Consider the following 24,582-nt stretch of genomic DNA (forward strand, 5'->3'; position numbering starts at 1 on the left):
TGACAAACTATTAGCTGGTTTTGTTATATATGAATCTCGTTTATATAGTGGATTTATGTACATTTGTGTTATTTATAAATAATCAACACTTTATTGCAGAGGTAAGTAAAAAATGGTTAGCACATGAGCGCTATGAAAAAATAGTAGACTTACTGCGAAAAAATAAAGCGATAAAGGTGTCTTCTGTTACAAAACTATTTTGCGTTTCCACCGAGACAGTCCGCAGGGATCTAGATCATGCTGAAATTGGCCAGATTGATCGGATTGACCGTATTATTTCCGACTCTGAGCTGTCGGAAATAATATTGAAGAAGTATGAAAAAGAGGGTATAGAGATCGTAAACAAATAGAATCTGCCTGTTACGTTGAGGAAAAGTGAATGTTACTTTTCCTCTTTTTATATGATTAAAGTTGTAGAAATATGGTTATTTGTGTCAATTTACATTAAAACCAAAAATAATTCACTTTAAACTAACGTTTATTTAACATTTTTTTTGTATATTCATGTTGAAAAGAGGTAATTTGTGCTAAAAGTTGCTTTTTTCCGGATTAGGAACGACTTATGGTTGTCGACATCAAATCGAAACATTTCATTTAGCGGTTTATGTTAATAACAAGTAAGGTACACGATATTTTTTCAAGCTTTAAGGAATATAAGGTGGTGAATGAGCGGTAACATCCATGATATAAATTAACCTATATTACCAAAACTTGAAGGATTTATAATTAACAAAATCAACTAAGAACACCTTGGATTCAGCTTTGCTTCAATTTTTCATTAGAAAGTTTTCAATTGAAACCAATAATAGCAATATATCCAAAAAAGGAGTAGATCCCAATGAAAGACGAGCAACTAAAACACGAATCAGAAAAATTATCGAATACTATCTTTGAAAAAGGAATGGACCGACGCAGTTTTTTGGAAGGTACAACGAAGATTGCTGGGCTTACCATTGGATTATCGCTAGTTAACTCACTAAATCTTGAGTCAGCTGAAGCATCATCGAAGCTTGGTTTGCATAAAAAAAGCGATTTAGTTTTTCCAGTTATTAGTGATGTGCATATATTGAAGAGTGGGACAGCGGATCTGCAAAAGTGGGGCAGCGCATTGCATCAATTGAATGAATTAGTACCAAAACAAGATGCTCTCGTTGTTGTTGGTGATTTAACAGAGTATGGCTACGTAGAAGAGTATGATCGCTTTATGTCGATTTATAATATCAAAAAACAACCGAAGGCTGTATCTATGATCGCAATCGGAAATCATGACTATTGGAATGGTTTATCAGTAATAGATTCTCAAAAAAGATTTATTGAGAAAACAGGAATGGAGTCGATTTACTATCATAAGGTCGTCAAAGGTTATCATTTCATTGTTCTTGGTACGGAAGATGGTAAAACAGAGGGAACCTTTTCAGTGAAGCAAATTGAATGGTTGGGTGAACAATTAAAGTTAGCCAACGCTGATGATCCGAAAAAACCAATTTTTGTCTTCCATCACCAGCCTATCAAAGGAACCATTTATGGAAGCGAATGGGGCTTCTCTGAAAATAGAGACCTTTTTTACGATACTTTGAAAGAATATCCGCAAGTAATCACGTTTTCTGGTCATACACATTATCCATTAGATGAACCAAGAACAATCCACCAAAAGGATTTTACTACACTTGCAACTGCTTCACTAAAAAATATGTGGGTCGAAGCTGGTTATATTCAAGGAGAATTACCTAAAGGAGCCGAAACGTTTAGCCAAGGTCTAGTTGTAGAGGTTCATGGAGACAAAGTATTCATTCATCGTCGTGATTTTACTCAAAATGATTGGATAGGCGAACCATGGGTAATTGACTGTCGAGGTAAAAAGAATTCATTTAAATATAAAGAAAAGAGAGATCAAGTAAAACCTCGTTTCCCGAAAGGGTCAAGCATTTCGATTGTTGATACCACTAGTACTGAGATGAATATCATGTTTAATCAGGCCAATGATAATTCGCTGGTACATTCTTATAAAATAGTAGCGAAGAACAATTTAACAGGACAAATAGCAAAAGAGTTTCGTGCTTTCTCAGAATTTTACAAAGATCCAGTTCCTAACCCATTCGTTCAGCCAGTTAAGGGATTACAGCCTGGTACAAGCTATAGGATCGAAGTATATGCAATTGATTCATTTGGGAATATAAGTGACACATTTTTGAAAATAGATGGAATAACGAAAGCATAGCGCGCTCTCTAATTTAGCTTTAAATTTCAAGAGATTGATAGGAAGACTTTTGGTGGAGAACAAACCGTTAAATCGCCATATGTATGTTTTTAACATATACGGAACAGGTGCTGCTGCCACTTCTGGCCAAAGTATTTTAAGTGAGACAGCCAATCCCCAAAGATAAAAAATGTTTTCCATTCAACTTCCTGGTGAAAGAAACGAAAGTTAAGAACAATCCTACAAGAACATGGCCGCACCGTAAAGGCGAAAAAATGCCTCGCCCGGCTATTGTGGCTATGACAGGATTTAAATTTTAAGGAGGAAACATAATGTTACAAAATATTGGGATACCTGGATTAATATTGATTTTAGTTATTGCCCTCATCATATTTGGACCATCTAAGTTGCCCGAAATTGGACGTGCTTTTGGAAGTACATTAAGAGAGTTTAAAAGCTCTACTAAAGATTTAATTTCTTCAGACGAAGAAGAAAAGACGCAATCTAAGTAATTTTGAAGAAGATGTAAGCAACAAGCTTGCATCTTCCTCTTGTTTTTAGGAAAGGAGAAGTTGTATGGCTAATCAAGAAATGCTTTTAGTTGAGCACCTCGGAGAACTCAGGAAACGGTTAATCTATACTTTGGTGGCTTTTATCGTTTTCTTATTTGGATCATTCATTTATGTACAGGAAATTTACAAATGGCTTATCCGTGATCTCAACCATAATTTAGCTGTGTTGGGGCCAAGTGAAATCCTCTGGGTGTACTTAATGATTTCTGGAGTGATCGCGATTGCTCTTACTATTCCGATTGCTGCCCATCAAACATGGCTATTTGTAAAACCGGGGCTTTCTGAAAAAGAACGAAAAACGACACTATCATACATCCCTGGATTATTTTTCTTCTTTATTGCTGGCTTATCATTTGGTTATTTTGTTGTGTATCCAACCGTACTTTCCTTTTTACTATCCTTGTCTGAAGGACTATTTGAAACGATGTTCACATCTGAAAAATATTTCAAATTCATGATTAACTTGACACTGCCGTTTGGATTTTTATTCGAAATCCCGCTTGTCGTCATGTTCCTCACCTCTCTTGGCGTCATTAATCCTATGATTCTTTCAAAAGCGCGAAAGATATCTTACTTTTTGCTTATCGTTGTGTCTATTTTAATTACACCACCTGATTTGATTTCCGATATATTAGTTATCGTACCGCTTTTAGTGTTGTACGAATGTAGTATTACATTATCAAAAATCGTATACCGAAAAAAACTAAAAAAGCAATCGGATTTTGCCATTGAAATGAAGAAAACGTCTTAATTAAAGAGAAGGAAGATGAATTGCATAGTTTATCGAAATCTGTCAATCATAATTGACAGATTAGAAATATCTTTCATGTAGAGCGATAATAAAGTTGTTTAATTTCGTTTTAATAAACAAGAGCCTTACTACATTTGATATGTAATAAGGCTTTTAAAAGTTGTTTATACTCGAATTGATCTAAAAGAACTTTGTTGCTTAAAAGATATTAAAGTTATTTAATTCTTATTGAACTAAAGCATCCGCTAGTTGAAGAACGTCTTTTCACAAACATATATATTTTTAATTTTTCAACGACAGTCGTTTAAAGTCTTTACTTATACAGGCTTGCTTCAACCTTTTAGTTTTCAGCAAATATTTAATATCTGAGATGTTGTCATTTGATAATTGAATGAGAAAATAGTTAATATACTCTAAAACCGAAAATATATAAATGAATCCCGCAATTAATAACCTCCATACTGGTAAAGAAGGATGCCATTTAGAAAAATCAACAGCGAAAGCTAGGATTGAAATCATAATCAAGCTTATATTGATTACTCTCAATCGCCGTAACAGTTTAACTATCCAAATAGGAGTAATAGAAGTGTTTTCGATTCTTAATCGTTTCCATTTTGCGTACCAATACATAGAATAGAAATTCTAAAAGAAAAAGGCCCAAAAAGAATAAAGTGAATATAACCTTAAGTTAGGATATGAAACATTAAGTAAATAACTAAGAAAACCAAAACAAATTATTGAAATTAGTAATCCCGAATATAAGTAACTAAACCTTTTTTATAACTTTTTCTTCACTATTATTTTAATTCCCCCTTCACAAAAACCATATTATACCATATAAAAAATTTATAGAGCTATACTGCCCATTTGTGGAAGAAGGAAAAGGCTGTTTAAATGACAGCTCTAAGCTTATGCATCTGTTAGTGAAAGAGTATCATCTTACAGATGTTCAATTAAATTTTGTTAGCATATATTCTAGTATGGTAAACTTAATTCTATAAAAACTATTACCAATTTTATAATATATATTTTACTTACATTATAAAGAAAGGGAGTGTCCATACCATGAAAAAGAAAATACTGGTGTTTTTATCTATGGGTTATGGGTACTCGACTGCAGTTTTCTTTTAGAAAAATAGCAATTGGTGGAGTCTGCCTATTTAATTAAGAAGAAATGCAGAAATTTTATAGTGAGTGAGGTAATATTATGAAGAAAATTATAAGAAAAAATCCTAAGTTAATGCCAAAACCAGTGGGCAACTATAGTCATATCACTAGAGTGCCAAAAGGGGCTGGCTTAATAGTAACATCAGGTCAAATAGGAACAGATATGAAAGGCAATGTTCCCAAGAGTTTAAACGACCAAATAACTAATACTTTTGCAAACATGAAAAAAGTTCTTGAATCAGAGGGGTTATCACAAGAGAACGTTATTAAGGTTAATATCTGGGCAACTGAAGAGATAGACTGGGATTATTTCGACCTTAAGTGGGACGAGTTTTTTGGGGATGAATACCCTTCTATGACAATTGCATATATATCAGCACTAGGGTTGCATGAATTGAAATTAGAAATTGAAATATGGTGTGCTGAAGTATAATGACAAAAAAGGAACAGTAAAAAGCTGTTCCTTTTTTGTCATATTTTTTAGTGTTTCTACTTGAGCTAATCTGCTCCGTTAGTTGATTTTTAAAAGAGGTTTTTGAACTAAAGGCCTTCTTTGTATTATAAAATTAACCAATCTTTATTAATTGACCATTTTATTTAGTTTCTAGAATACTAAAGGTAGCCGAGGTAGAACGTAAGCCTCCATGGGAGAAAACTATAAGGAGTGCTAGAGGCTATCGGTTAGATCTCATTTGAAGGATATTAAATAGCTTCCATTTGAAAAAGATTGATCATAATGGGAGCTGTAAGTAGTACTGAATGATTGCTATACAAATCATGCATTTAAGTCTGTTATAGCAGGAATATTAATTTCCTTTACACATGAAACTGGCGATAAATTAATAACGCAATGGACAATGGCTACAATGTCTTGTACAGGTATACGTGTACCTTGATACAACATAATTGCCTTTTCTGCACCTTCTTCATACGGTACTTCAGCAGCAAGCTCTCCTGGATTAATACACGTTACAGAAATCTTATCTTTTCTTACGTGCTCACGTAAAGCATTTGTAATACCACGTAAGCCAAATTTAGATGTGACGAATGAAACTTGTGCACTATTCGTATGATCTAAACCTACCGTCGAACCAATTAATATAATTTTTCCATTATCCGAATGTCTTAAGTTGGGTAAAAGCGCCTGTATATATGTAATAGTGGAAGTTATATTAATATTAATTAAGTTCGAAATATCCTCAACTTCATCCTTATCAAAAGAATAGTCGTCTTCAAAACCACGTTTTTCCCATACTCCTACATTATAAATTAATACATCAATAGGAATGTTTTTTAAAGTTTCTTTTAAAGAAGGTATTTGTTGTTGACTAGATAAATCAATTTTGACCCATTTACGATTTACCCCGTCACTTATATCCAAACTACTTGGTCGTGTGCGTGAAACCAGCCATACTGTATCTCCATTATTGGGTAAGCCTTTTACAAATGCATCGCCTAGCCCTTGGCTTGCTCCAAATATAAAAAATTTCTTACTCATCTTAACACCCCGTTTAAATAGCTATTTATGTTAAGTATAGTTATTATATAAATAAGCAACAACTAAAGTGTTTTCCCTTTTCCGAAATTGCTACTTTTTGTTCAGAAATAACCCCCTAATAAACTTGCCCCTTCTTTAAGGGAAACTATTCATATATTGTATATCTAATTGTCAGTTGAATTAGCAAATAAAAAATGGAGGGATAACCTATGACACAGCGTATTAATTATTATGAAATTGCCCCAGATGCAATGAAAATAATGATGGAGATGGAAAAATATACAAAGAAAAGCAGTATTAACAGAAAGGTTCGTGAGCTCATTAAAATTAGAGCTTCTCAAATTAATGGTTGTGCATTTTGTATTAACATGCATACAGCAGATGCTAAAAAAATGGGAGAGACGGAACAACGTTTATATTGTATAAGTGCTTGGAGAGAATGTACATTTTATTCAGAAGATGAGAAAGTAGCATTAGAATTAACAGAACATATTACTCTTATTCCTGAAAAACGTGTACCAGATGATCTATATGAACGCGTCCGTGAACATTTTGGAGAAAAGGAATATGTTGATTTGGTTGTATTAATTAATCAAATTAATAGTTGGAATCGAATCTCAATTGCCATGGGTAACGTTGCGGAATAAAGCAATGGGCTACTTTAATGGTGGCCCATTAGCTTTTCTTACCTCATCTCGAACTAACTTGCCCCTTTAGCATCATAACAAAGAGGCTTCCCTTTACTTAAGAAAGCCCCGTTAGTTGAAGAACAAGTATTATCATAATAAATACTAGTTATAACACCAATGGTCTATCTTAAATTTATTTAAATAATATATCTATTTTATCTTCCTCATTAGAGTAGTGTACTTGAGCAATTGCACCATTTACTAAGGTATTTTGAGGTGGTAAGTGACTAATATCGACATCATAAACGAACGGAATATGACTTTCAGAAAATATATCTTTTAACACATCTATTAATTCATAATCCTTCGATGGTTTATCACCGCTAAGTCTTCCAATTTAAAAATGCTCTATAAATTTCAGCTGCACTCATATTAACACTCTCGAAATACCATACGACTCCTGTGTCTTTTGTATATCCCTCAATAAATTGTCTTACATTATCAAATGGTGTTCCATGAAGTAGCTATAATGTATTAAGTACTCCACCAATTAACCTTCCTGAGAATGTAGTTTGTTCTTTAGTACTTTTCCATACTGTTTTGGTGTAAGTGGAAGAGTTTCTATTGCAAACTGACCACCCCATGGAGGAATGCTTTTCTTTATTCAGGACCTTTTTAATGTGAGGGAGTGCATCGTCTGGTATTTCTAACTCTCGATCTCCATAAATAGCTTTTGAGATAGTAAAGGTACTTGTTTTCTAATTTTAAATAAAGGGCTTTCCTCTACCATGTTTTTACTTTCGTTAAGTAAACCTTTCATTCATTTTTTTGAGATGATACTCTATAGCCTAAAGTTATGTTATCCAAAAACTTTACATTCTCATAGCTTGCAGGAAAGAATATACTTCGTATAGAATAATATATTATTATAGAAAAAGGAGAATAACAATGAATTCTACATTAACTGTACTTCTGCCCTCAATCATTTTTTTAATCGTATTCATCATCATTGCTGTTGTCCTTATTAGATATGCGAAAAGCAAGATAGCAACTACTGCGGTTATTACAGTTGGGCTAATAATCATGCTATTCATTATTTTTGGTGTTTATCCAATCGTCCTCTAAAATTTTTTTACATTAAAGGTAGTCATTATAATGCCCATAATAAGAAAGGCTTTTGAATCTACCTTTAATGTTTGAAAACATGAAATTCCCCGGTTTATAGCCAGATTATCCAAAGTCTCTTTTAACATAAATCCCATCTTAGCTTATTGCTTATTTTCTAAAAAAGCTGTTTGATATTTAACTGATCCAATAAATATTTAGGGATCGAAAAACGCGCAGTCATTAGTGGATCGACCATTTGACAAACCTCAACTTGACCGGCTGCACTCAATAGCATAGTCACTTCACTTAAGGTCAGCCCTGTCTTCGCAACAAGTAAATCAGCCATAACTTCCGTTGCCTCCTTACAAGCTGCATCAAGTGTCCGTGCTGATACTATCTGTGTAAACACTTCATCATTTTCTAACATTGGATGCTGCAACGATGCTCCTTTTAGCACTTCAAGCGTAACAGTTACATTAGCTGGAATTTCAATTCCAGATACACTTATTTCTCCATCTCCCATAGCTGCATGGCAATCTCCTAAAGCAAATAAAGCACCTTCAGTGAAAACTGGAAAGTATAAAGTTGCTCCTTCAGCAACCATTTTATTATCCATATTGCCACCATGCGATCCAGGTGTCCCACAATTGACGGATTCACCAGCGGGAGCAACGCCGATGACGCCAACCATCGGATTCAAAGGTATATTAAGATCGTTAAATTTTGCTTTACCATCCACAATTGGGATTATTTTTGCTTCCATTTCAGTAATACGGTGCCCCATCACTCCTAAATTGGGACCGACGACCATCACACCTTGAGTGGCTATATCAATTTTTTCAATTTTCACTTTAAGGATATCTCCTGGAGATGCACCCTCTACGAAAATAGGTCCTGTTGCTGGATTGATTTGCTTCCAATCAATTTCTGATACAACTGTTTTTGGAGAATCGATTTGATTTTTAAAACAATCATAAGCTTCTATTGTAATAGTCGAACGTGAGGGTATGCTGATAATAGGATGGTTTTTACTTGAAAATTCATAAATAATTCCTTTATCTTTCGTAATGACTGGCATTTTGCTCCTCCTTTAATTTTAATCGATTCATGATCATTGGAAAAAATAAATTCAAAGTCGTTCTCCTATTTCCTTAATAATACAATGATAATATTTCTCAGGATGGGGCACAAAGGCATCCATCCCTATTTTTTCTTTCTTCCATTGAACAGTACCTTTATCAAGAATTTCAAAACCATCCATCTCTATTTTCTCTTTTAAGCTTGTAAACAATTGAACAAATTCTGTCCATTCGGCGCGAAAAATCCCGGCTACTTCTTCTTTTTGCAAAGTAAAATCTAAAAATTGAATTGGTTGTCGATATAGGTATACATTGGCAAACTCTCTATCAATAAACTCACCCTTGTCTTTTATAACACAATAAGGTATCTCAGCCAGCTTCTCAATATCATCAATAGTTAAAGAGATTCCCAGCTCTTCCTCCACTTCTCTTACTCCATCTTGGATTGTCTCATCTGCTAGAATATGACCAGCTGAAGTAACATCTAACAAATATGGAAAATCTGCCTTCTTTCTGCTTCTTAATTGAAAGTAAATATAGGTTTTTCCACCTTCTTGACAAGCGAACCAGCAATGAAATGTTTCATGCCAAAGCCCTTTCTTATGTATTTCTGTTCTGGAAGCAATCCCGATATAGTTTTTATCAATATCATAAACTTTTAAATGCTCCATTTAAGTTCTCCTTACTTCAGTTCTTTTGTCATAAATAAACTGTTTGGATCTTCCTTATATTCTGCAAAAGGACCGCAGTAACTAAACCCATACCTTTCATAAAGCTTTCTAGCAGGAAGAAAAGCATCCATCGAGCCAGTCTCCAAACTAATTCTTTCATATCCCCGTTTTTGAGCTTCTTCAATAATATGAGTGAGAATTTTTGCAGCAACTCCTTTTCTTAAATGATTCGCCGCTGTACGCATTGATTTTAGCTCCCCATGCAGCCTATCTATTTCTTTTATCGCTCCGCATCCTAATACTTCATCTGATTCCCATGCACTCCAGAATGTAATGTTGGTCTCCTTCAATCCATCCAAATTAAGCGCATGAATACTTTCAGGAGGGGAGTTTTCCTCCATGCCCTTTAAATGTTCTGCTATTAGCGCGATTGTTTTATTTTCTGTTAAGTCATCAATTTTAATAATCAAACTCCAGTCTCCCCTTTGCAATTACTTTAATTTTCTTACTATTATAGTATAGTAAAGATCATTGAACTATCTTTTTATACAAAAAACCAAAAATCATCTATACTAAAAAAAGAAAGACAGAAGGCAGGGATATAAAATGAATGGAAAAATGAGAAAAGATATTCAACCAGGAATAGAAGTACAAATTGTATTGAAAGCAGATCAAAGAACCGGGAAGCTGACGAAGGGCATTGTCAAAGATATATTAACCAACTCAAGCTCTCATCCTCACGGCATAAAAGTACGATTAACAGATGGACAAGTTGGCAGAGTTCAGGAAATTATTCAATAAGCAGGAGAAGTATACCTGCAATCTATACTTAAAAAAAAGCCAACAATAAAAAATTGTGACTTGAGGCTGTAGACAAACTCATTTAATTTTAAATGCGAGTATCGGATTTTCCAGGCTTACTTCTCCTCTTATGAGCAATTCGAGCATTGAGTGTGCTTCATCGGTACATAGTGCCTGAGAACAAGGAAAGAAGGGAAATTGGGACACTACTTCGTTAAAGTAGTGCCCGCCGGAGACGAGCGTTCCCCTCTCCTTATACCCAACTGAAATTTCGTTATTTTCACTTCGAATGTCACAATATTTTTTTGTGACTTAATTAACTTAAAAAAATAAACTCTGTCTGACTTCCACCTTTTGTCGCAGTTACTTCTAAGTGAGCATCTATTCGTTCCTTTAACTCTGGTACATGAGAAATTATTCCAACTAGTCTGCCACTGCTTTGAATTTCTATTAATGACTCAACCGCTTGCTCAAGTGATTCTGGATCAAGTGTCCCAAAGCCTTCATCAATAAACATTGTTTCAAGCGAAACGCCGCCTGCATATGATTGGACGACATCAGCTAAACCAAGCGCGAGCGATAATGACGCTTTGAAACTTTCACCGCCTGATAAGGTTTTCACATGCCTTTCCTGACCTGTATATTGATCGAAAACTAATAGTTCTAAGCCGCTCTGAACATTCCCTTTCGATCTGTCTGTTTTTCGCAGCAATTCATATCTTCCGCTTGTCATTTTACTTAAACGCATATTCGCCTGCTGTAAAATATCATCAAGAAATGCAGCTAGTACAAAGCGTTCAAACGTAATTCGATATGTGTTTTGCCCTCTTGAAATATCTGCCAAATGACCGATAAGCTTATATTTATTTTCTAACTCGGCTATTTCTTCATTAATCTGTTTAATTTTAGCAGCCGTGGTTTCATTATCGCGTTTTTTAATGAACAAATCTGTATGCTGATTTTTAATAAACTCCAATTCTTTCATTACCTGATTATTTTCTGAATGAAGAACTTCCATATTCGGCATGTTCACGCCTTTTAACAGTAACTGCAGCTCATTATAGCGATCATTTACTGAACGTACTTCTTCTCGATACGAACGTATAGATGCTTCCATTTCATCAATCTCATTAATTGATTTTTTTGCAGTCGCATATTCATTATATACTTTAAAGCCCTGGTCCTTCATTCTTTGAACAAATAAACCTCTTTCTGTATTTAACGATTCCTTTAAGTGGGCATGATTTTTAAATAGTGTAGCATAGCGTGCTTCTTCCGAAGTCTGCTTCGTTTTTGTTACCTGAAATTCCTTTTCTGCCATTTCTAACCCTGTTTGCAAATCATTATATCGTTTAACTGCTGCTGCCAACCTGTCCTGATAGGCTTGTACTGAACGCAATTCTTCAGGTATGACAATTAAAATCCGCTGTAAATAGGCATTTTTCTCAGTAAAGACTAGTTTAGCTTCACCATATTTTTCTTCATTTTTCTTTAGCTGCAAATCCAGGTTATTCTTTTCTGACTCCACTTTTTCTAATTTGTGCAGACATTCATTTAATTGTGCTTTCCCTTTCGCTAAATCAGCTTGAAGCTTTGCAAGGCGGACAAGCTCTTCCTCCGCAGTAGTTAAGTAAGCTGCTGCTGATTCATTTGAAAAATCAGGTCTTCGGCTTTTAATTTCTGCTGTTATTTCTAATAAAGCTTCTTGAATGGAGGATGATTTTGAATTGACTTCATAATAATCTGCTTCAAGCTTTGCTTTTTCCCCTTCGATTTCATGCGCTTGCCTTTTTGCTTCTTTAATATCTGTTTCATTCGGTAGCTCATCATTTGATTGAGCAGGAAGAGGATGATGCTCGGAGCCGCAAACTGGACATGCTAGTCCATCATTCAATTGTTCAGCTAGGATGGAAGCCTGCCCATGAAGCCAGCGCTCCTCCAAATGAACAACTAAAGACTTGGCGTCCACTAACCTTGCGGATATATGACTTAAATTGTGCTTTTTGTCCTGCAGTGATTTTAAGATCCGCTTTTCGCTTTCTTTCAAGGCTATGTACTTTTGTAATTTGCCTTTTTCAGCTTCTAATAACAGCAGATTGCGTTCAATTTCAATCGAGCGCTCCTGTCCTTTTTCCAGCTCTATCTTTTCAATTTTTAATTGCTTAATTATTTGTTCCTGTTTTACAATCTCTGATTTCGTCTCATCTATTCGTTTCTCCAGATGAAGCATTGCCTCTTTTGATTGGCTCACTTCAACATCCAATTGAGCAAAGGACAAAATATCTTCTTTCATATTCCTTAATTTATTTACTTCATCTTCTGCTGCTTTTCTTTCCTCACTGCGATTCCTTTCATTCTGTAATAGCTCTTCTTTTGTTTTTACACGTTCGGAAACGATCTCCAAAGCTTGACGGGATTCATTCAGGTCTACTTCAGCATGATCTAAATCTTTTTTTAACCGATGACAAAGCTGTTCTTGCTGATCAAGAACAGAAGCCTTATGAGCGAGTGATAATGCTTGCTCCTTTTGTTTATTACTATCTTCCAACTGTAGTAATTCGTCTTTTTGCTTCGCTAACGCTTCCTTTGCTTGAAATTGCTTTAAAATATTTTCAGCTTCAAACATTGTTTTCTGTAGCTTTTCTTTCTGAGCATCTTTTTCTATCACTGATGCAGATAGTGATTGCAATACAACGTCCATTTCATCTATTTCTGCTATTAATAACGGAAGGACGTGCACAGTATTAAGGTCTTCAGCTTCCAAAGCTGTCTTTAAATCATCCAGATAGATTGCATGGATTTGTCTAAATGCATGATGCATCTGCTCACTTTGCGCTTCTACAGCTTTTTTTAATATGGAAGATTCATCTTTCAGCCTATCTTCTATCTTTTTATAAACCTCAGTATGAAACAGCCGCTGCAGAATCACTTCTTTTTCTTTGCTGTCAGAAGTTAAAAGCTTGCGGAACTCTCCTTGAGGAATCATTAAAATTTGCCTAAACTGATTGCTATCAATGATCATAATCTCTTTTATTTTCTCATCAGCATCACGAACGTTGGAGGCAAGCAGCCGCTGTTCGCCCTCGTCAGTCATTTCATAGAGCTCTGCCTTTGCCCCTATTGTTGTCATTCCTTCTCCGCGTGCCTTTTTCTTTAATTGCTGGGGAGAACGTTTAATAAAGAAGGTTTTATTTCTCAATGAAAACTTTAATGAAACTTCTGTTTGCACATCAGGATGGGCAAATTGACTTCTCAGATCGACTCCATTGCGATCTTCACCGCTTGCTCTTCCGTAAATTGCGAAGCTAATGCCATCAAAAATAGTGGTTTTACCTGCACCTGTTTTGCCAGATATCACGAACATTGTCCTCGATCCGAGCTCGGTAAAATCAATCGTTTCCGTCCCGGCATATGGACCAAAAGCCTGCATTGTTAATTGTAGAGGTCTCATTTTACAGATTCCTCCTTTTTTACTTTTTCAATCATATCTACCATTAATAACCTTTTTTCTTCATTGAATTCCGCTGTCGTCATTTCCTCATAAAAATTGGTAAATAGTTCAATCTCAGATTTGCCTTCTTCTTTAATTGATGTAAAATTGCTTTTTTTCTTCATGTCAGCAATCGCTAATTTACGTTCAAGATGAAGGACGTTAGGATAAACTTGCCTTAATTTATTGATTGGGTCAATCAGTGCGCCCTGGTCATGCAAAGTAATTTTTAAATAATCCTCCGTATTTTGTTTACTATAATACTGGTTGTCTAACAATTCCTCCAAATGTCCTTCTATCTCTCTCATGTCTTTCATAGGTTTAATCGTCCGCAGCCGTAAGTCAAACTCACCATTGTCTTTCATTTCAATGATCGAAATTGATTTCTCTTGCTTTGCTTCAGAAAATGAATATTTTAAAAGCGAACCTGAATAACGCACCTTTTCATGCTTTAATGCATCCGGACTATGGAGATGGCCAAGAGCAGTATAGGCAAACGGTTCAAAATGCTGGGCACTGACACAGCCTGAACCACCAACTGACAGTGTTCTTTCTGAGTCGCTCGTTTTTCCTCCTAGTACAAAGGCATGTCCAACAAGCACATTTGGTTCATTAGGATTGAGCTGCTTTTCAATTTCTCCTACTATTCTCTTCATTGCATCATCATGAGAATGAATGCTTTCATCTTCAAAAAGATGCTTCACATAGCTCGGCTCAGCAAATGGAACTAAATAGAAATTCACGCCATGAATGTGAACAGGAGATAATTGGTTTGACAGTTTGCCAGTTAAAAAGAATTTGCTTTTTTCATACCATGAGCTGCCAAAGGAGAGCCTTTCTGCACTATCATGGTTGCCTCCAATAGCCACTATCGGTATTTTCAAATCAACATTTATATTAAATAACATCTCATTTAATAATTCTACAGCATCAGTAGGAGGAACTGACCGATCATATAAATCACCAGCGATAATGACTGCATCAGGCTTTTCCTCAGCTACAAGTTCAACAAACTGTTCGAGAAAGTGGCGCTGATCCTCAGTCATATATACGCCATGTACAAGCTTTCCTAAATGCCAGTCGGCTGTATGTATAAACTTCATATTAAATCCTCCTTAAAACTTCAATACTACTAGTATAACAAATAAATTTTTTGGGGTGTGCGCTGCTATTTCATTTCACGAATTATATTTTTTGGAATCATTGATACTTGCATGTTTAAATCAACTGGTTCATATGTTACATCAATACATTCATTCCAATATTGAAGATGAAGCCGATCGATTTCATGTTGTGAATCTGATACTCCCTGTCCACCTTCACCTTGAATGGAGTACCAGTATAAAAATTCCTCCCCATTCAAAACTTCTCTAAAAATCGTCTCAACATACATTTTTTCGTCCGCTAATGTCAGCAGCACTTCATCCATATATTGGTTGAGCAAACTCATCCATTCATCGACCTTCTGACTTTTCCCCTTCTTTACTTTGAATCTTGTACATTCTATATTCAATACATTCACTCCTCTGCTAAATCAAAGGCTGTTATTAGAAAAAATCCTTACCGTGTCCATTTATAATTATCTTAAATCAATTTCAAACACTGTCCTTTATGCTAATCATATCGTCAAGTTTTTTTGTACGGTATTAATTTTTAGATGAAGTTTTCATTTGAAAGGAAAATGTGTTAATTACATTTATAATTGAGGGGAAATAACCACTTTAACTAATATATGATTTAAAGTAAATTGCTAAATTTATGTGGGGCGTTCCTATAATCCTATAAATTATCACGCCAAAACCTAAATTTTTTGTATAAATATAAGAGTTTATTCAGTCATTATAATCCATTAGAAAAGTGTGCAAGGACATTAATTTTGGAAAAGCTATGTTTTCAGATTCAACGGGAAAATACATCATTATATCTCCAGCATTTCTCCATATCTCAAAATCATAATTTGGATTTAAAGTAATTCCCTTTTTTTCTAGCTCTTCATAAATTTCTTCATACATTTCATCTATACTCTTTGTAGAATTTTTTTCATTGAATGTATAAGCATATCCTTTTGAATATGGTATAGATAACTTTGTTAAATGTTTATTTGCTGGGTTATCCTTCGTTCGCACGCCCAAAAAAGTAACAAATCTTTGATTTTCTCCACTTAAAAAATCCTCAGGATAAACTTGAACTAAGTAGAAATTTCTATAGACTTCCGTGTTTAAATAATTCTCCATATACCTTTTCATTGATTCAACTAAGTTATATTCTTTATCCTCACCCTTTGAATGTTTAACAGCTATCCCAAAAATGTCAAACGACTTAACCTCCATAAATTACCTCCGTATTATGATTGCTATTTTTCTTTTACTTTATTATAATTTTTCAATACCTTCTAATATAGCATTTGAAAGTAACAATATTATGTTAGGCTATACCACCTCTTTAGCGACCAAAGTAACGATTCCTAAAATTAATGCATAAAAAATTTATAACCAATTATTTCTGTCAATAGCCCCTCTCTAACCCCTATTAATTAGAAATGAATAATACTGCACCCCAGTTATTAGGCACTAACCTTTAATTGGTATACAACAACTAGTTTTCGAATCAAATTTTTTATTTCTTATCCTTCTGTTCTTTTAAAAGTTCAGCAATCGTTTCAACTGTTTTATTTAATTTTTTTAACCTAACCTCAATGGATAAAATAGTAACAATTAATGCTAATAAAATAATTATTCCCATATACATACCCTCCCCTATATAAACGCTTACTTGATAATTTCAACTAAACTTGATAAAATTCTTAACTATTTTTGTTTGTACAATTAAATCAATAGGCAATCTATGCTTTTTTTCTATATCTAGAAAAAGGAGAATAAATTATACAGTTTGATGTTATTGTAGCTTTAAAATTTCATTCTTTGCTATTTAAATCCCGATTGGCGTATTGATCCCAAGGAAAACTTAAACACTTATGTAGTTCCCATTCAGTATCGCTTCATTCTATTCTTCTATTAAATCGTTAAGCAGTTAACAACATAGAGCCATGCACATAATGAACCGACATTAACAGCAAATTAGTAAAAACATATTAATACCCATAAATATAAAAAATACAATAAAACGAGCTTAACAGTAATCAATAGGACATATCCATAAAAGAATCCCCAAACCTTTAGGTCCGGAAAAGTTCCGATAATCCATCCATATCAAAACCTGTCCAAAGGATTAAAAACGTACAAATAATGAATAATGAGAAACCAATCGCTGCTAGTTTAATTAAATTATAATACAACCTATTGGCTTTATATCTCATTTCAATATTCATAAATCCCCCCTTTACATGCTTTTTCTTTTATGGTAACATATTCCACTATTAATTTTGCACTAAAGAGATTTATTGTACAAAAAAACAGCTTTTTTTAAGAACCACCCTTGTTAGCAGATCGTTATTTTTGAGCTTTGATAAAAATAAGGCTCCTCAGTAAGATATGATTAAAGACACCACTTTAGCTCAAACTTAGGGGCAATTGCAACAAAACAGGTCAAATCAGCCGAATAAATTGCGTTTATTCTTCTAGAATCATTATTAGGTAGAGTCATGCGGAAAATGGGCTTAGTTTATACAACTGCAACCATTATTGGGTGCAGTCATTCAGAAAATGGGCTTAGTTTATGCAACTGCAACCATTTTTGTGCGGAGTCATGCAATATGGGTCATAGTAATCTCAATTTACAGGCTGTTTAGTGGTTTGAATAAAGGTGTTTTGCATTGTACAGAATCATTATTAATTGGTGCCATAAAAAAACAGCCTAACAAAGTTAGGCTGTTCTGATTATAGGTTTATTATAAGATTAAAGTTTATTTACGTTAGCAGCTTGTGGTCCACGAGCACCTTCAACAACTTCGAAAGTAACTTCTTGGCCTTCTTCTAGAGTTTTGAATCCTTCAATTTGGATTGCAGAGTAATGTACGAATACATCGTTTCCATCTTCAGCTTCAATAAAACCGAAACCTTTTTCTGCGTTAAACCATTTTACTTTACCGTTTTTCATAAACTAAAAATCCTCCTATTGGCTTTATAATCAAGCCATGTGTAATTCACCATTTACAATCATTATGCTAAACAAAATATTACTCATCCAAACTCTAGGAAAAGCTGTAGAAAAGTATAACTTAATGTGTAACGGTTAATTTTAATTTAGCATCATAACTATTCTCTGTCAACAAATTCACTTAATAACAATTCCATTTTCTTACTCTTTCAAACGTTCAGGCAGACTTTGGATCGATTGAACAACGACATCGAGCTTGGTTTCAATCCTATAGAGGAGGAATAAAGTCACTACTATAGGAAAACCAACTTCTCCAATGATTTTTACGATTTCATTCATCTTCCCTCACTCCATTCTCCAAATGCGAGCAGAGCCGGCACTAAAATGCTACCGGCCCCAAACAATTACATTAAATCATAATCTGTCACATTTCTTTCTACTAGTTTAGCTCCCTTAATTGAAGTAAGCGAACCGCTCTTAGATGCTACTGCATTTGCAGCAACTATTTCCTGCATCGCTGTCTTTAATTTCTCTAGCTCGACTGGCTCTTTAGGATTTTCAATTGAGATTCTAGTGATTCCCTCTTCTTCATTAACAAAGCTAAGTTCTAATGTTTTTGCCATATTTTCTCCTCCTCCATTCGAGTTGATTGACTCAATTGATGATCCTATAGCGATCATCCCGCTGGACAGAAACGAGTGGATTTGCACTTAAAGTATCAATTGCGTTTGAAAATTGATAAAGCTGTTCACTCGTTGCATTGTTATTAATGTTTGCAAAAGTTTTTGACTTAAACAAAGGTTCTCCATTCTCTTTCATCCCCGTTTCAAACGTTAACCTTAGCTTGGACTCTATCAAAATAGCTTGGGCCAATGTATTCACCTCCTTTCATTTTCTATATACATTTTTCTTAGTTTAAAAGACAGCAAGAATGTTTTTTCCTATCATTTTTTTATTAATACTTTTTAATAGGAAAAGCGAACAAGCATTATTCTGAAAATACCATAAGATATAGTACAGCCGGAAAAAGGAGGTGGTGATATGGACTTGATGCAATATTTGAACCAAAATTATCTTGTATTAATACCGGCTCTTTGGCTCATTGGACACGCGCTGAAACAGACGCCTGTCATACCTGATTGGACTATTATTTGGATTTTATTTATCGTATCCATCGGCATCGGGAGCATTGAATATGGCTTTTCTATCGACGCAATAACAAATGGAATCATCGCTGCTGGGATTTCAGTTTTTGGACATCAAGTTTTCAAGCAAACAAAGGAGGGGATGGTGATTAAGAAAAAGAAATAGCCAGGGGCGTCTGTTAAGGAGGTATCGTGTACGTGAGGTCAAAAGCTGTCAGTAAGTCCGCTTACTGGCAGTTTTTTTTTTGGCGCTGTAAATGTTAATTTTTGCACGCTGATGGTTGGTGCGGTAGGAGAGGAAAATAACAGCGAGTGGAGTCTTTTATAAATTATCCATATAAGTAAAAAAAGACCACCAGCATGAAGCCGGTGATCAAAAGTAGATTAAAAAATCAAATAGGGAGGAGATCTTACACAATTATATTATGCCGATAAAGCTTGTTTGTTTGGACAAACATCCCTCGGCTTTTTCATTATTTTTCAAGAAAAATGATTGAGATTATATCAGCTCTTTCTGCTCGATGGTTGCCCCCTATTTTGCTACACATTTTGCCACTTTCTTATTAAATGGATAAGGGATGATTTAATCCTCATGCCATTCATCATTGGAAATTAAGGAAGCGATCGCATATGCTGCCGCAATTTTCATTTCCCGATTTATTTCCTTTGCCCTGACATGTAATGCCCCGTGAAAAATACTGGAAAGGCAAGGACATTATTAACCTGATTTGGAAAATCAGATTGACCTGTTACACATTGACTAAATTTCTAAATTAACTAATAAAAATAAAGTCCTTCTTAATTTCAGAAAGGCCATAAAGTCAATTTATTAATGGTAGGTAAATTAATATTACTCATATTTCTCTAATAGCTCGATAATCACTTTAAATGTAGACGTCGTATCCATATATGCGTAACGGCCTTTTCCATTATAAAAGTTCCCTCTTTGGATAACAGGATAGCCCATCCTCTCAAAAAGTTGAACTTTTTCATCCATATCTTTCACAACGAAAGATATATGATGAACTCCTTCACCGCAAGTTTCTAAGTGTGTTTTCCATGTGCTTGGCGCTTTACCAGGCTCTATTAATTCAATTTCAAGGAACGGTGTTTTAATAAACATATATTTAGAATCTGCATCCGTTGGCTCACCATTGTAAATTACTTGTGTAATATTACTGCCACCTGAATGAATAACAGCTGGTTTCTCAACACCTAAAAGCGTACAATACGCGTCAGCTGCTGCTTCTAGGTCTTTCACAACTAGCGCTAATTGTTCCACTTTGTTTGTACCTAATAGCGGCGCATCCCAAGGTTCATCACTCGGCTTTGTATCTCTCGGCTCTGCACTTTCCAATAGCTCAATTAACGTTTTTAATTGTTTAGAAGTATCCACGTAAATATATCGGCCATCACTAGAAGTGAACTCTCCGCTTTGCAATAACGGATAGCCTTTATCCTCTAATGGAGGCAGATAATTATTGATTTTATCTACATCAAAAGCTATATGGTGTACTCCTTCGCCAATATGATCAAGAAACTCTCTCATCGTCCCTGGGTCTTCATTAGGTTCAATCAATTCAAACTGAATAGTTGGCGTATTTAAAAAAGCCAATTTACTTCTAGAAGCTGTCGTTTTTCCTCTGAACACCACTTTTGAAATTTCTTGCTCACCAGTGAGGAACCAGCCTGGGTTAGGGATGCCTAGTAGCTTTGAAAAATCTTCTGTCGCTTTTTCTATATCTCTCACCACAAATGCAAGCTGGTTCACTTCATTATTCCCTAACAATGGTTTCAGACCTTTTGTTTGTGCTGTCATTTTATTTCCCCTCTGCACGTAATATTTCATCATCCCAAGCCTCGAACTGCTAAACCGCCGTCACTCGAGATAACCTCGCCCGTAATGGCACGGGATTTCTTTGATGCTAGCAATAGATAGGGACCAACATGATCCTCAGAATCCATTGCAATCTGCAGCGGGTTTCTCCTTTTAATGCTTTTAGCCTTTGTTTCATTATCTATTTCTTTTACAAAGGATTTCAGAGGAGGAATGACATTCAACGCTGTTAAAGTTCCGCCTGGCGCCACTGCATTTACTCTGATTTCTGGAGCAACTTCAAATGCAAGCTGCTTCATTAAACCGATTTGTGCATGCTTGCTTGCGGTATACCATACTCCTCCGCCATCAGGATAAAATCCGGCACCTGATACGGTGAAAATCATATTTCCAGCTGTTTTTCTCAGCTCTGGTAAACTTGCTTTTGCTCCGTTAAAATAACCTTTTACATTGATATTCATTAAAATATCGTAAGCATCTGACATCGCTTCGGATGTTACATTTTCAAATTTTGCAAAACCATCAAATACTCCTGCATTCGCAATGAAAACATCTAATTTACCATAGGCATCCACTGCCTTTCGCACGGCCTTTGCATGATCTTCATAGACAGTGACATCTCCCTCAATACATTGAACTTGATTTCCTAATAATGATTTTATTTCTTCAAGTCCTTTAGCGGATTTGTCAAGTATTGTAATGTTAGCTCCTTCACGTGCGAATGCCTGTGCAACCGCACTTCCAATTCCTGAAGCTCCGCCAGTTATATATATAGAATGATTCGCAAATTCAGCCATTCTAGATGCTCCCCCTCTGCTGTTTTATTAAACAAAGATAGCTAGATTTCTCGTATTAATCGTCGTTTGATCAACAATAAATACACGCTTAGATAGCTTCCACGCACCATTCTCGTATATAAATTCATCTCTTCTCTCACCGGAGATGATATCATGATGAATATCTGTGCTGCGGCTGCGATATAGAAGCAAATAACTATTTACTGATGCCTTATGTTCTGGGACATATGTTTCCAGCTTCACATTACTCACAAATCGGCGCGTTCTTGAAGGAGGAATTTCTGCCCAAGCATAATCCGTTTTTAAACGATCGACACGGAGCTTTAACAAGGCAATATCATCATCAAAGCAAAACATATCTTCTGCATAGTCAGGCCTTTCTGTACCTTCCTTATTTACCCGTACTGGCATTTGATAACTTAAGCTTTTATGCATCAGGTTGAACCATGCATCAAAATCAATATCATCAAGCAGCTGTGCCTCTTTATAGAGCCATTGCTCAAATTCATAGTTTGCTAGCATTTTCTCCACTGTCAAAATAAACACCATCCTCTAATAGAATTCCAAATAGTTAATGAGCTTCAGGTTAACTATTCATCAGTTCTAACCAATATTTATAAAAATTTCGTTGATTGGCTTCCGAAAACTTATCATCATAGGCAACACCAGGACCGATAAAATCAACAGGTTCACGATGCATACCCATTGTGTAATTATAAGTAAGCTGTTTCATTACAGGCATTGGCCCCTTTGCCGCAGCAGTAATGTCCGTAAATACTTCGGTATCATCTTGTTCAAAAATACCGGATGGGCTGAAGGTTAGAACAAAGGATTCACGAGAGCGTCTTTTCCAATCTTCTGATGCATTTTTTTCTACTAAGAACCATGCAATCACTTCCATTTTATCGTGATCAATTGGACGCCATAATCGAACAGTCGTATTTGATATGAGCTGTCCTTTCACTTTCGTATGTGAAATTAGAAATGATAAATGAGGGAAAATGTTTCCGATCATATTTTTCAAGGTTGAAAGCACTTCAAATTGTTCTTCTGTTAAGTTTGCTTTATATTCATCTATCAGCTCTTCAGGAAAAGCAAAGTCTGGATTTGGCGTGCCTAAATTTAAACCATGGCCATGATCTGAATGAATTTGATAGCCCATTTTAGAATACGTTGCACTCGGAACCATTCCTAATTTAGCAATAGATCCATGAGTAACCATTGTATGATAGGAATCTCCTACAAAGTTATCTGCACCAATTTTCCAGTTTGAGTGGATTACGAATCTTTGCGGCACCCCGATAACTTCCATCTCTGCTCTGCCAACTAAAATATCAAGATACCATTTAAAATCGCCAAGAAAGTCATCCAGCGGCTCAGCTTCTTCATTCCAAGTACCGAATAACAAACCTTTGTAAGACTCAATACGCACTTCTGTCAGCCCCATAGTGGACTTATCCAGCTCTTCGCCATAAATACTTTTTTGAAGCGGCACACCAATAAGGTCACCATTGTTCTTAAAGTTAAAGCCATGGTATGGACATACGAAAGCTGATTTATTCCCTTTATCTGCGCGACATAGCTTCATTCCGCGGTGCGTACACATATTATAGAATGCGCGAATGCTCATATCAGCATTACGGGAAACAATGATAGAATAACCTGCTAAATCTCTTAGCATATAATCGTTTTTATTGGGAATTTCTGTTTCATGACCAATAAAAATCCAGGTTTTCATAAATACTTTCCTATGTTCTAGATCATAGATTTTCGGGTCTGCTATGACAAAAGCAGGAATAGAGCCTTCATCAGGCTTAACCGTTTCATTTAAATGTTCAATTAGCTCGGATTTTGTCATATCTTCAATATCTTTTACCGTTTTAAGCATCTTAACTTCCCCCTTATTCTATATGCTGCTCGGTTTGCTAAAAGCGAACGAAAGCAGCGGCGAATTTGCTCCTAGCGACCGCAGCTTGACAGACTAAAATGAATGATTTTTTTATCCAACTCGTATCCATTCATCTTTGTTTTTCAAAGTTGCCAGCACGCTTAAAGCAGCCAAATAGCTTGTCTTTGGATTACTCGGCATCGGGTCATTTTCGATTGTAAGAGTTAGCCTCCCAAACGCGCCAAATGCATCGATTGCGTGACTGTTTTTCTTCACATCGGGGTCAGATATAATCTTTACGTTTGTTTTCTCCGGTCCCAAGCCTGCTAAAGATAGAATAATCGATACATTAATGTTTTTAGGATATAATTTAATCGCTTCAGAAGCAGATCCTTCAAAAATAACCGCCCTTACATCTTTTGGTGCATTTTCTAAAGCATGCGGAGGTTTCGTTGTAGTGATTGATACTGCTTCCAGTTCACCATTTGATTTAGCAGCTTTTAAAATATCCAGCCCTCCAACTGCTCCCGATGGCAAATGTATTTTTGTACCATTGGCTTGACAAATACTCATTAATTCATTGTAAAAATGACTATCCGCCAATGCTCCGACACTGCTCAAAATTAAGTCCTTTCCGCTTGCAAGGATCTGTGCTGCAGATTGCTCTACAACCTGAACGGTGGCTGCTTCTACTATTGCTTCTACATCTGACTGAATGATTGACTCTATAGACTCGTGGTTTATTACTTGATAAACATCAGCCAATCTCTGTGCTGTTTTTTGATTTCGGGAAAACATCCCAGAAATTGTTGTATTAGGAATCATCTGTTTACCATTCACTGATTGGAGCAGGAATTGACCGATATTACCGCCCCCAATTAACCCTAGCTTCATTCC

29 protein-coding genes and 2 pseudogenes are annotated in these 24,582 nt (G+C 35.4%); 9 read left to right on the top strand and 22 right to left on the bottom strand.

The window, feature by feature from the left end:
- Window positions 1-29 precede the first annotated feature (29 nt).
- The 4 genes from CWS20_RS23065 (at window position 30) to tatC (ending at window position 3,520) form a co-directional block, all read left to right on the top strand.
- The gene (locus CWS20_RS23065; RefSeq protein ID WP_066197654.1) at window positions 30-350 is read left to right on the top strand and encodes a DeoR family transcriptional regulator; all 321 of its coding nucleotides are present in this window, start codon (window positions 30-32) and stop codon (window positions 348-350) included.
- A 488-nt stretch (window positions 351-838) separates the two neighbouring features.
- On the top strand, window positions 839-2,218 hold the full coding sequence (locus tag CWS20_RS23070; protein ID WP_066197652.1) for a metallophosphoesterase: 1,380 nt from the start codon (window positions 839-841) through the stop codon (window positions 2,216-2,218).
- 311 nt (window positions 2,219-2,529) lie between these two features.
- A complete protein-coding gene (locus CWS20_RS23075; RefSeq protein ID WP_066197649.1) occupies window positions 2,530-2,709 on the top strand; it encodes a twin-arginine translocase TatA/TatE family subunit in 180 nt (59 codons plus the stop codon).
- 64 nt (window positions 2,710-2,773) lie between these two features.
- On the top strand, window positions 2,774-3,520 hold the full coding sequence (gene tatC, locus CWS20_RS23080; RefSeq protein WP_066197646.1) for a twin-arginine translocase subunit TatC: 747 nt from the start codon (window positions 2,774-2,776) through the stop codon (window positions 3,518-3,520).
- A 282-nt stretch (window positions 3,521-3,802) separates the two neighbouring features.
- On the opposite strand, the pseudogene CWS20_RS28860 reads toward tatC, so the two are convergent.
- Window positions 3,803-4,264: pseudogene (locus CWS20_RS28860) on the bottom strand (general stress protein).
- Window positions 4,265-4,727: 463 nt separating this feature from the next.
- Between CWS20_RS28860 and CWS20_RS23090 the strand changes: the two are divergent.
- Window positions 4,728-5,120: a RidA family protein gene (locus CWS20_RS23090; RefSeq protein ID WP_066197643.1), complete on the top strand. Its 393-nt coding sequence runs from the start codon at window positions 4,728-4,730 to the stop codon at window positions 5,118-5,120.
- A 342-nt stretch (window positions 5,121-5,462) separates the two neighbouring features.
- Here the strand turns inward: CWS20_RS23090 and CWS20_RS23095 are convergent, their stop codons facing one another.
- Window positions 5,463-6,185, bottom strand: coding sequence for an SDR family NAD(P)-dependent oxidoreductase (locus CWS20_RS23095; protein WP_066197640.1), 723 nt, complete (start codon window positions 6,183-6,185; stop codon window positions 5,463-5,465).
- Window positions 6,186-6,394: 209 nt separating this feature from the next.
- Between CWS20_RS23095 and CWS20_RS23100 the strand changes: the two genes are divergently transcribed.
- A complete protein-coding gene (locus tag CWS20_RS23100; protein WP_066197637.1) occupies window positions 6,395-6,832 on the top strand; it encodes a carboxymuconolactone decarboxylase family protein in 438 nt (145 codons plus the stop codon).
- A gap of 175 nt (window positions 6,833-7,007) precedes the next feature.
- Here the strand turns inward: CWS20_RS23100 and CWS20_RS29380 are convergent, their stop codons facing one another.
- Window positions 7,008-7,211 (bottom strand): hypothetical protein, encoded by a 204-nt coding sequence (locus tag CWS20_RS29380; protein WP_142385414.1) that lies wholly within the window; start codon window positions 7,209-7,211, stop codon window positions 7,008-7,010.
- Between the two features lie 551 nt (window positions 7,212-7,762).
- On the opposite strand from CWS20_RS29380, the gene CWS20_RS28205 reads away from it, so the two are divergent.
- Complete coding sequence (locus CWS20_RS28205) at window positions 7,763-7,939, top strand: hypothetical protein (protein ID WP_157090537.1); 177 nt, start codon at window positions 7,763-7,765, stop codon at window positions 7,937-7,939.
- Window positions 7,940-8,096: 157 nt separating this feature from the next.
- Here CWS20_RS28205 and CWS20_RS23105 read toward each other — a convergent pair whose 3' ends face one another.
- The 3 genes from CWS20_RS23105 to CWS20_RS23115 are packed head-to-tail and all read right to left on the bottom strand — an operon-like array spanning window position 8,097 to window position 10,141.
- Window positions 8,097-8,999 carry an acetamidase/formamidase family protein gene (locus tag CWS20_RS23105; protein ID WP_066197635.1) on the bottom strand — a complete coding sequence of 301 codons (903 nt, stop codon included), beginning with the start codon at window positions 8,997-8,999 and terminating at the stop codon, window positions 8,097-8,099.
- 51 nt (window positions 9,000-9,050) lie between these two features.
- On the bottom strand, window positions 9,051-9,671 hold the full coding sequence (locus tag CWS20_RS23110) for an NUDIX hydrolase (RefSeq protein ID WP_066197632.1): 621 nt from the start codon (window positions 9,669-9,671) through the stop codon (window positions 9,051-9,053).
- A gap of 11 nt (window positions 9,672-9,682) precedes the next feature.
- Window positions 9,683-10,141 carry a GNAT family N-acetyltransferase gene (locus tag CWS20_RS23115; protein WP_066197629.1) on the bottom strand — a complete coding sequence of 153 codons (459 nt, stop codon included), beginning with the start codon at window positions 10,139-10,141 and terminating at the stop codon, window positions 9,683-9,685.
- A gap of 136 nt (window positions 10,142-10,277) precedes the next feature.
- Between CWS20_RS23115 and CWS20_RS23120 the strand changes: the two genes are divergently transcribed.
- Complete coding sequence (locus CWS20_RS23120) at window positions 10,278-10,472, top strand: YwbE family protein (protein WP_066197627.1); 195 nt, start codon at window positions 10,278-10,280, stop codon at window positions 10,470-10,472.
- A gap of 316 nt (window positions 10,473-10,788) precedes the next feature.
- Here CWS20_RS23120 and CWS20_RS23125 read toward each other — a convergent pair whose 3' ends face one another.
- From CWS20_RS23125 to CWS20_RS23160, 10 genes are all read right to left on the bottom strand, one after another.
- On the bottom strand, window positions 10,789-13,923 hold the full coding sequence (locus CWS20_RS23125) for an AAA family ATPase (RefSeq protein ID WP_066197623.1): 3,135 nt from the start codon (window positions 13,921-13,923) through the stop codon (window positions 10,789-10,791).
- Window positions 13,920-15,065: an exonuclease SbcCD subunit D gene (locus CWS20_RS23130; RefSeq protein WP_066197621.1), complete on the bottom strand. Its 1,146-nt coding sequence runs from the start codon at window positions 15,063-15,065 to the stop codon at window positions 13,920-13,922. Before CWS20_RS23130 ends, CWS20_RS23125 begins: the two co-directional genes overlap by 4 nt.
- 65 nt (window positions 15,066-15,130) lie before the next feature.
- On the bottom strand, window positions 15,131-15,475 hold the full coding sequence (locus CWS20_RS23135; RefSeq protein ID WP_066197618.1) for a DUF6176 family protein: 345 nt from the start codon (window positions 15,473-15,475) through the stop codon (window positions 15,131-15,133).
- Between the two features lie 319 nt (window positions 15,476-15,794).
- Window positions 15,795-16,292 carry an effector binding domain-containing protein gene (locus tag CWS20_RS23140; protein ID WP_066197612.1) on the bottom strand — a complete coding sequence of 166 codons (498 nt, stop codon included), beginning with the start codon at window positions 16,290-16,292 and terminating at the stop codon, window positions 15,795-15,797.
- 286 nt (window positions 16,293-16,578) lie between these two features.
- Complete coding sequence (locus tag CWS20_RS29115; RefSeq protein WP_276328337.1) at window positions 16,579-16,704, bottom strand: hypothetical protein; 126 nt, start codon at window positions 16,702-16,704, stop codon at window positions 16,579-16,581.
- 433 nt (window positions 16,705-17,137) lie between these two features.
- Entirely contained in the window at window positions 17,138-17,290 is a 153-nt protein-coding gene (locus CWS20_RS28210) for a hypothetical protein (protein ID WP_157090536.1), read from the bottom strand.
- Window positions 17,291-17,817: 527 nt separating this feature from the next.
- Window positions 17,818-18,018 (bottom strand): cold-shock protein, encoded by a 201-nt coding sequence (locus CWS20_RS23145; protein WP_066197609.1) that lies wholly within the window; start codon window positions 18,016-18,018, stop codon window positions 17,818-17,820.
- A 201-nt stretch (window positions 18,019-18,219) separates the two neighbouring features.
- The gene (locus CWS20_RS23150) at window positions 18,220-18,357 is read right to left on the bottom strand and encodes a YvrJ family protein (protein WP_066197607.1); all 138 of its coding nucleotides are present in this window, start codon (window positions 18,355-18,357) and stop codon (window positions 18,220-18,222) included.
- 65 nt (window positions 18,358-18,422) lie between these two features.
- Complete coding sequence (locus CWS20_RS23155; RefSeq protein ID WP_066197605.1) at window positions 18,423-18,641, bottom strand: DUF2922 domain-containing protein; 219 nt, start codon at window positions 18,639-18,641, stop codon at window positions 18,423-18,425.
- Window positions 18,642-18,672: 31 nt separating this feature from the next.
- Complete coding sequence (locus CWS20_RS23160; RefSeq protein ID WP_066197603.1) at window positions 18,673-18,891, bottom strand: DUF1659 domain-containing protein; 219 nt, start codon at window positions 18,889-18,891, stop codon at window positions 18,673-18,675.
- Window positions 18,892-19,059: 168 nt separating this feature from the next.
- Between CWS20_RS23160 and CWS20_RS23165 the strand changes: the two genes are divergently transcribed.
- Window positions 19,060-19,329 (top strand): phage holin family protein, encoded by a 270-nt coding sequence (locus CWS20_RS23165; protein ID WP_066197601.1) that lies wholly within the window; start codon window positions 19,060-19,062, stop codon window positions 19,327-19,329.
- A gap of 420 nt (window positions 19,330-19,749) precedes the next feature.
- Here the strand turns inward: CWS20_RS23165 and CWS20_RS23170 are convergent.
- From CWS20_RS23170 to nadX, 6 genes and pseudogenes are all read right to left on the bottom strand, one after another.
- A pseudogene (locus tag CWS20_RS23170) lies at window positions 19,750-19,913 on the bottom strand (malic enzyme-like NAD(P)-binding protein); the annotation flags it as partial.
- Window positions 19,914-20,013: 100 nt separating this feature from the next.
- Window positions 20,014-20,982, bottom strand: coding sequence for a VOC family protein (locus tag CWS20_RS23175; protein ID WP_066197599.1), 969 nt, complete (start codon window positions 20,980-20,982; stop codon window positions 20,014-20,016).
- A gap of 29 nt (window positions 20,983-21,011) precedes the next feature.
- Window positions 21,012-21,797: an SDR family NAD(P)-dependent oxidoreductase gene (locus tag CWS20_RS23180; protein WP_066197595.1), complete on the bottom strand. Its 786-nt coding sequence runs from the start codon at window positions 21,795-21,797 to the stop codon at window positions 21,012-21,014.
- A gap of 27 nt (window positions 21,798-21,824) precedes the next feature.
- Window positions 21,825-22,328: an aromatic-ring-hydroxylating dioxygenase subunit beta gene (locus CWS20_RS23185; RefSeq protein ID WP_241504250.1), complete on the bottom strand. Its 504-nt coding sequence runs from the start codon at window positions 22,326-22,328 to the stop codon at window positions 21,825-21,827.
- A gap of 55 nt (window positions 22,329-22,383) precedes the next feature.
- A complete protein-coding gene (locus CWS20_RS23190; protein WP_066197593.1) occupies window positions 22,384-23,685 on the bottom strand; it encodes an aromatic ring-hydroxylating oxygenase subunit alpha in 1,302 nt (433 codons plus the stop codon).
- Window positions 23,686-23,796: 111 nt separating this feature from the next.
- The gene (gene nadX / locus CWS20_RS23195) at window positions 23,797-24,579 is read right to left on the bottom strand and encodes an aspartate dehydrogenase (protein ID WP_066197591.1); all 783 of its coding nucleotides are present in this window, start codon (window positions 24,577-24,579) and stop codon (window positions 23,797-23,799) included.
- Window positions 24,580-24,582 lie beyond the last annotated feature (3 nt).

This window comes from Cytobacillus horneckiae (assembly GCF_002835735.1).
GTDB classification, from domain to species: Bacteria; Bacillota; Bacilli; order Bacillales; family Cytobacillaceae; genus Cytobacillus; species Cytobacillus horneckiae.

Excerpts from the sequence above, each read along its gene's own strand:
- CWS20_RS23145 (WP_066197609.1), bottom strand. The coding sequence starts at position 18,018 with ATGAAAAACGGTAAAGTAAAATGGTTTAACGCAGAAAAAGGTTTCGGT.
- CWS20_RS23075 (WP_066197649.1), top strand. The coding sequence starts at position 2,530 with ATGTTACAAAATATTGGGATACCTGGATTAATATTGATTTTAGTTATT.
- CWS20_RS23105 (WP_066197635.1), bottom strand. The coding sequence starts at position 8,999 with ATGCCAGTCATTACGAAAGATAAAGGAATTATTTATGAATTTTCAAGT.
- CWS20_RS23070 (WP_066197652.1), top strand. The coding sequence starts at position 839 with ATGAAAGACGAGCAACTAAAACACGAATCAGAAAAATTATCGAATACT.
- CWS20_RS23090 (WP_066197643.1), top strand. The coding sequence starts at position 4,728 with ATGAAGAAAATTATAAGAAAAAATCCTAAGTTAATGCCAAAACCAGTG.
- tatC (WP_066197646.1), top strand. The coding sequence starts at position 2,774 with ATGGCTAATCAAGAAATGCTTTTAGTTGAGCACCTCGGAGAACTCAGG.
- CWS20_RS28205 (WP_157090537.1), top strand. The coding sequence starts at position 7,763 with ATGAATTCTACATTAACTGTACTTCTGCCCTCAATCATTTTTTTAATC.
- nadX (WP_066197591.1), bottom strand. The coding sequence starts at position 24,579 with ATGAAGCTAGGGTTAATTGGGGGCGGTAATATCGGTCAATTCCTGCTC.
- CWS20_RS29115 (WP_276328337.1), bottom strand. The coding sequence starts at position 16,704 with ATGGGAATAATTATTTTATTAGCATTAATTGTTACTATTTTATCCATT.
- CWS20_RS23095 (WP_066197640.1), bottom strand. The coding sequence starts at position 6,185 with ATGAGTAAGAAATTTTTTATATTTGGAGCAAGCCAAGGGCTAGGCGAT.
- CWS20_RS23130 (WP_066197621.1), bottom strand. The coding sequence starts at position 15,065 with ATGAAGTTTATACATACAGCCGACTGGCATTTAGGAAAGCTTGTACAT.
- CWS20_RS23110 (WP_066197632.1), bottom strand. The coding sequence starts at position 9,671 with ATGGAGCATTTAAAAGTTTATGATATTGATAAAAACTATATCGGGATT.
- CWS20_RS23125 (WP_066197623.1), bottom strand. The coding sequence starts at position 13,923 with ATGAGACCTCTACAATTAACAATGCAGGCTTTTGGTCCATATGCCGGG.
- CWS20_RS28210 (WP_157090536.1), bottom strand. The coding sequence starts at position 17,290 with ATGAATATTGAAATGAGATATAAAGCCAATAGGTTGTATTATAATTTA.
- CWS20_RS23165 (WP_066197601.1), top strand. The coding sequence starts at position 19,060 with ATGGACTTGATGCAATATTTGAACCAAAATTATCTTGTATTAATACCG.
- CWS20_RS23155 (WP_066197605.1), bottom strand. The coding sequence starts at position 18,641 with ATGGCAAAAACATTAGAACTTAGCTTTGTTAATGAAGAAGAGGGAATC.
- CWS20_RS23100 (WP_066197637.1), top strand. The coding sequence starts at position 6,395 with ATGACACAGCGTATTAATTATTATGAAATTGCCCCAGATGCAATGAAA.
- CWS20_RS23065 (WP_066197654.1), top strand. The coding sequence starts at position 30 with ATGAATCTCGTTTATATAGTGGATTTATGTACATTTGTGTTATTTATA.
- CWS20_RS23180 (WP_066197595.1), bottom strand. The coding sequence starts at position 21,797 with ATGGCTGAATTTGCGAATCATTCTATATATATAACTGGCGGAGCTTCA.
- CWS20_RS23140 (WP_066197612.1), bottom strand. The coding sequence starts at position 16,292 with ATGGAGGTTAAGTCGTTTGACATTTTTGGGATAGCTGTTAAACATTCA.
- CWS20_RS23150 (WP_066197607.1), bottom strand. The coding sequence starts at position 18,357 with ATGAATGAAATCGTAAAAATCATTGGAGAAGTTGGTTTTCCTATAGTA.
- CWS20_RS23190 (WP_066197593.1), bottom strand. The coding sequence starts at position 23,685 with ATGCTTAAAACGGTAAAAGATATTGAAGATATGACAAAATCCGAGCTA.
- CWS20_RS23175 (WP_066197599.1), bottom strand. The coding sequence starts at position 20,982 with ATGACAGCACAAACAAAAGGTCTGAAACCATTGTTAGGGAATAATGAA.
- CWS20_RS23120 (WP_066197627.1), top strand. The coding sequence starts at position 10,278 with ATGAATGGAAAAATGAGAAAAGATATTCAACCAGGAATAGAAGTACAA.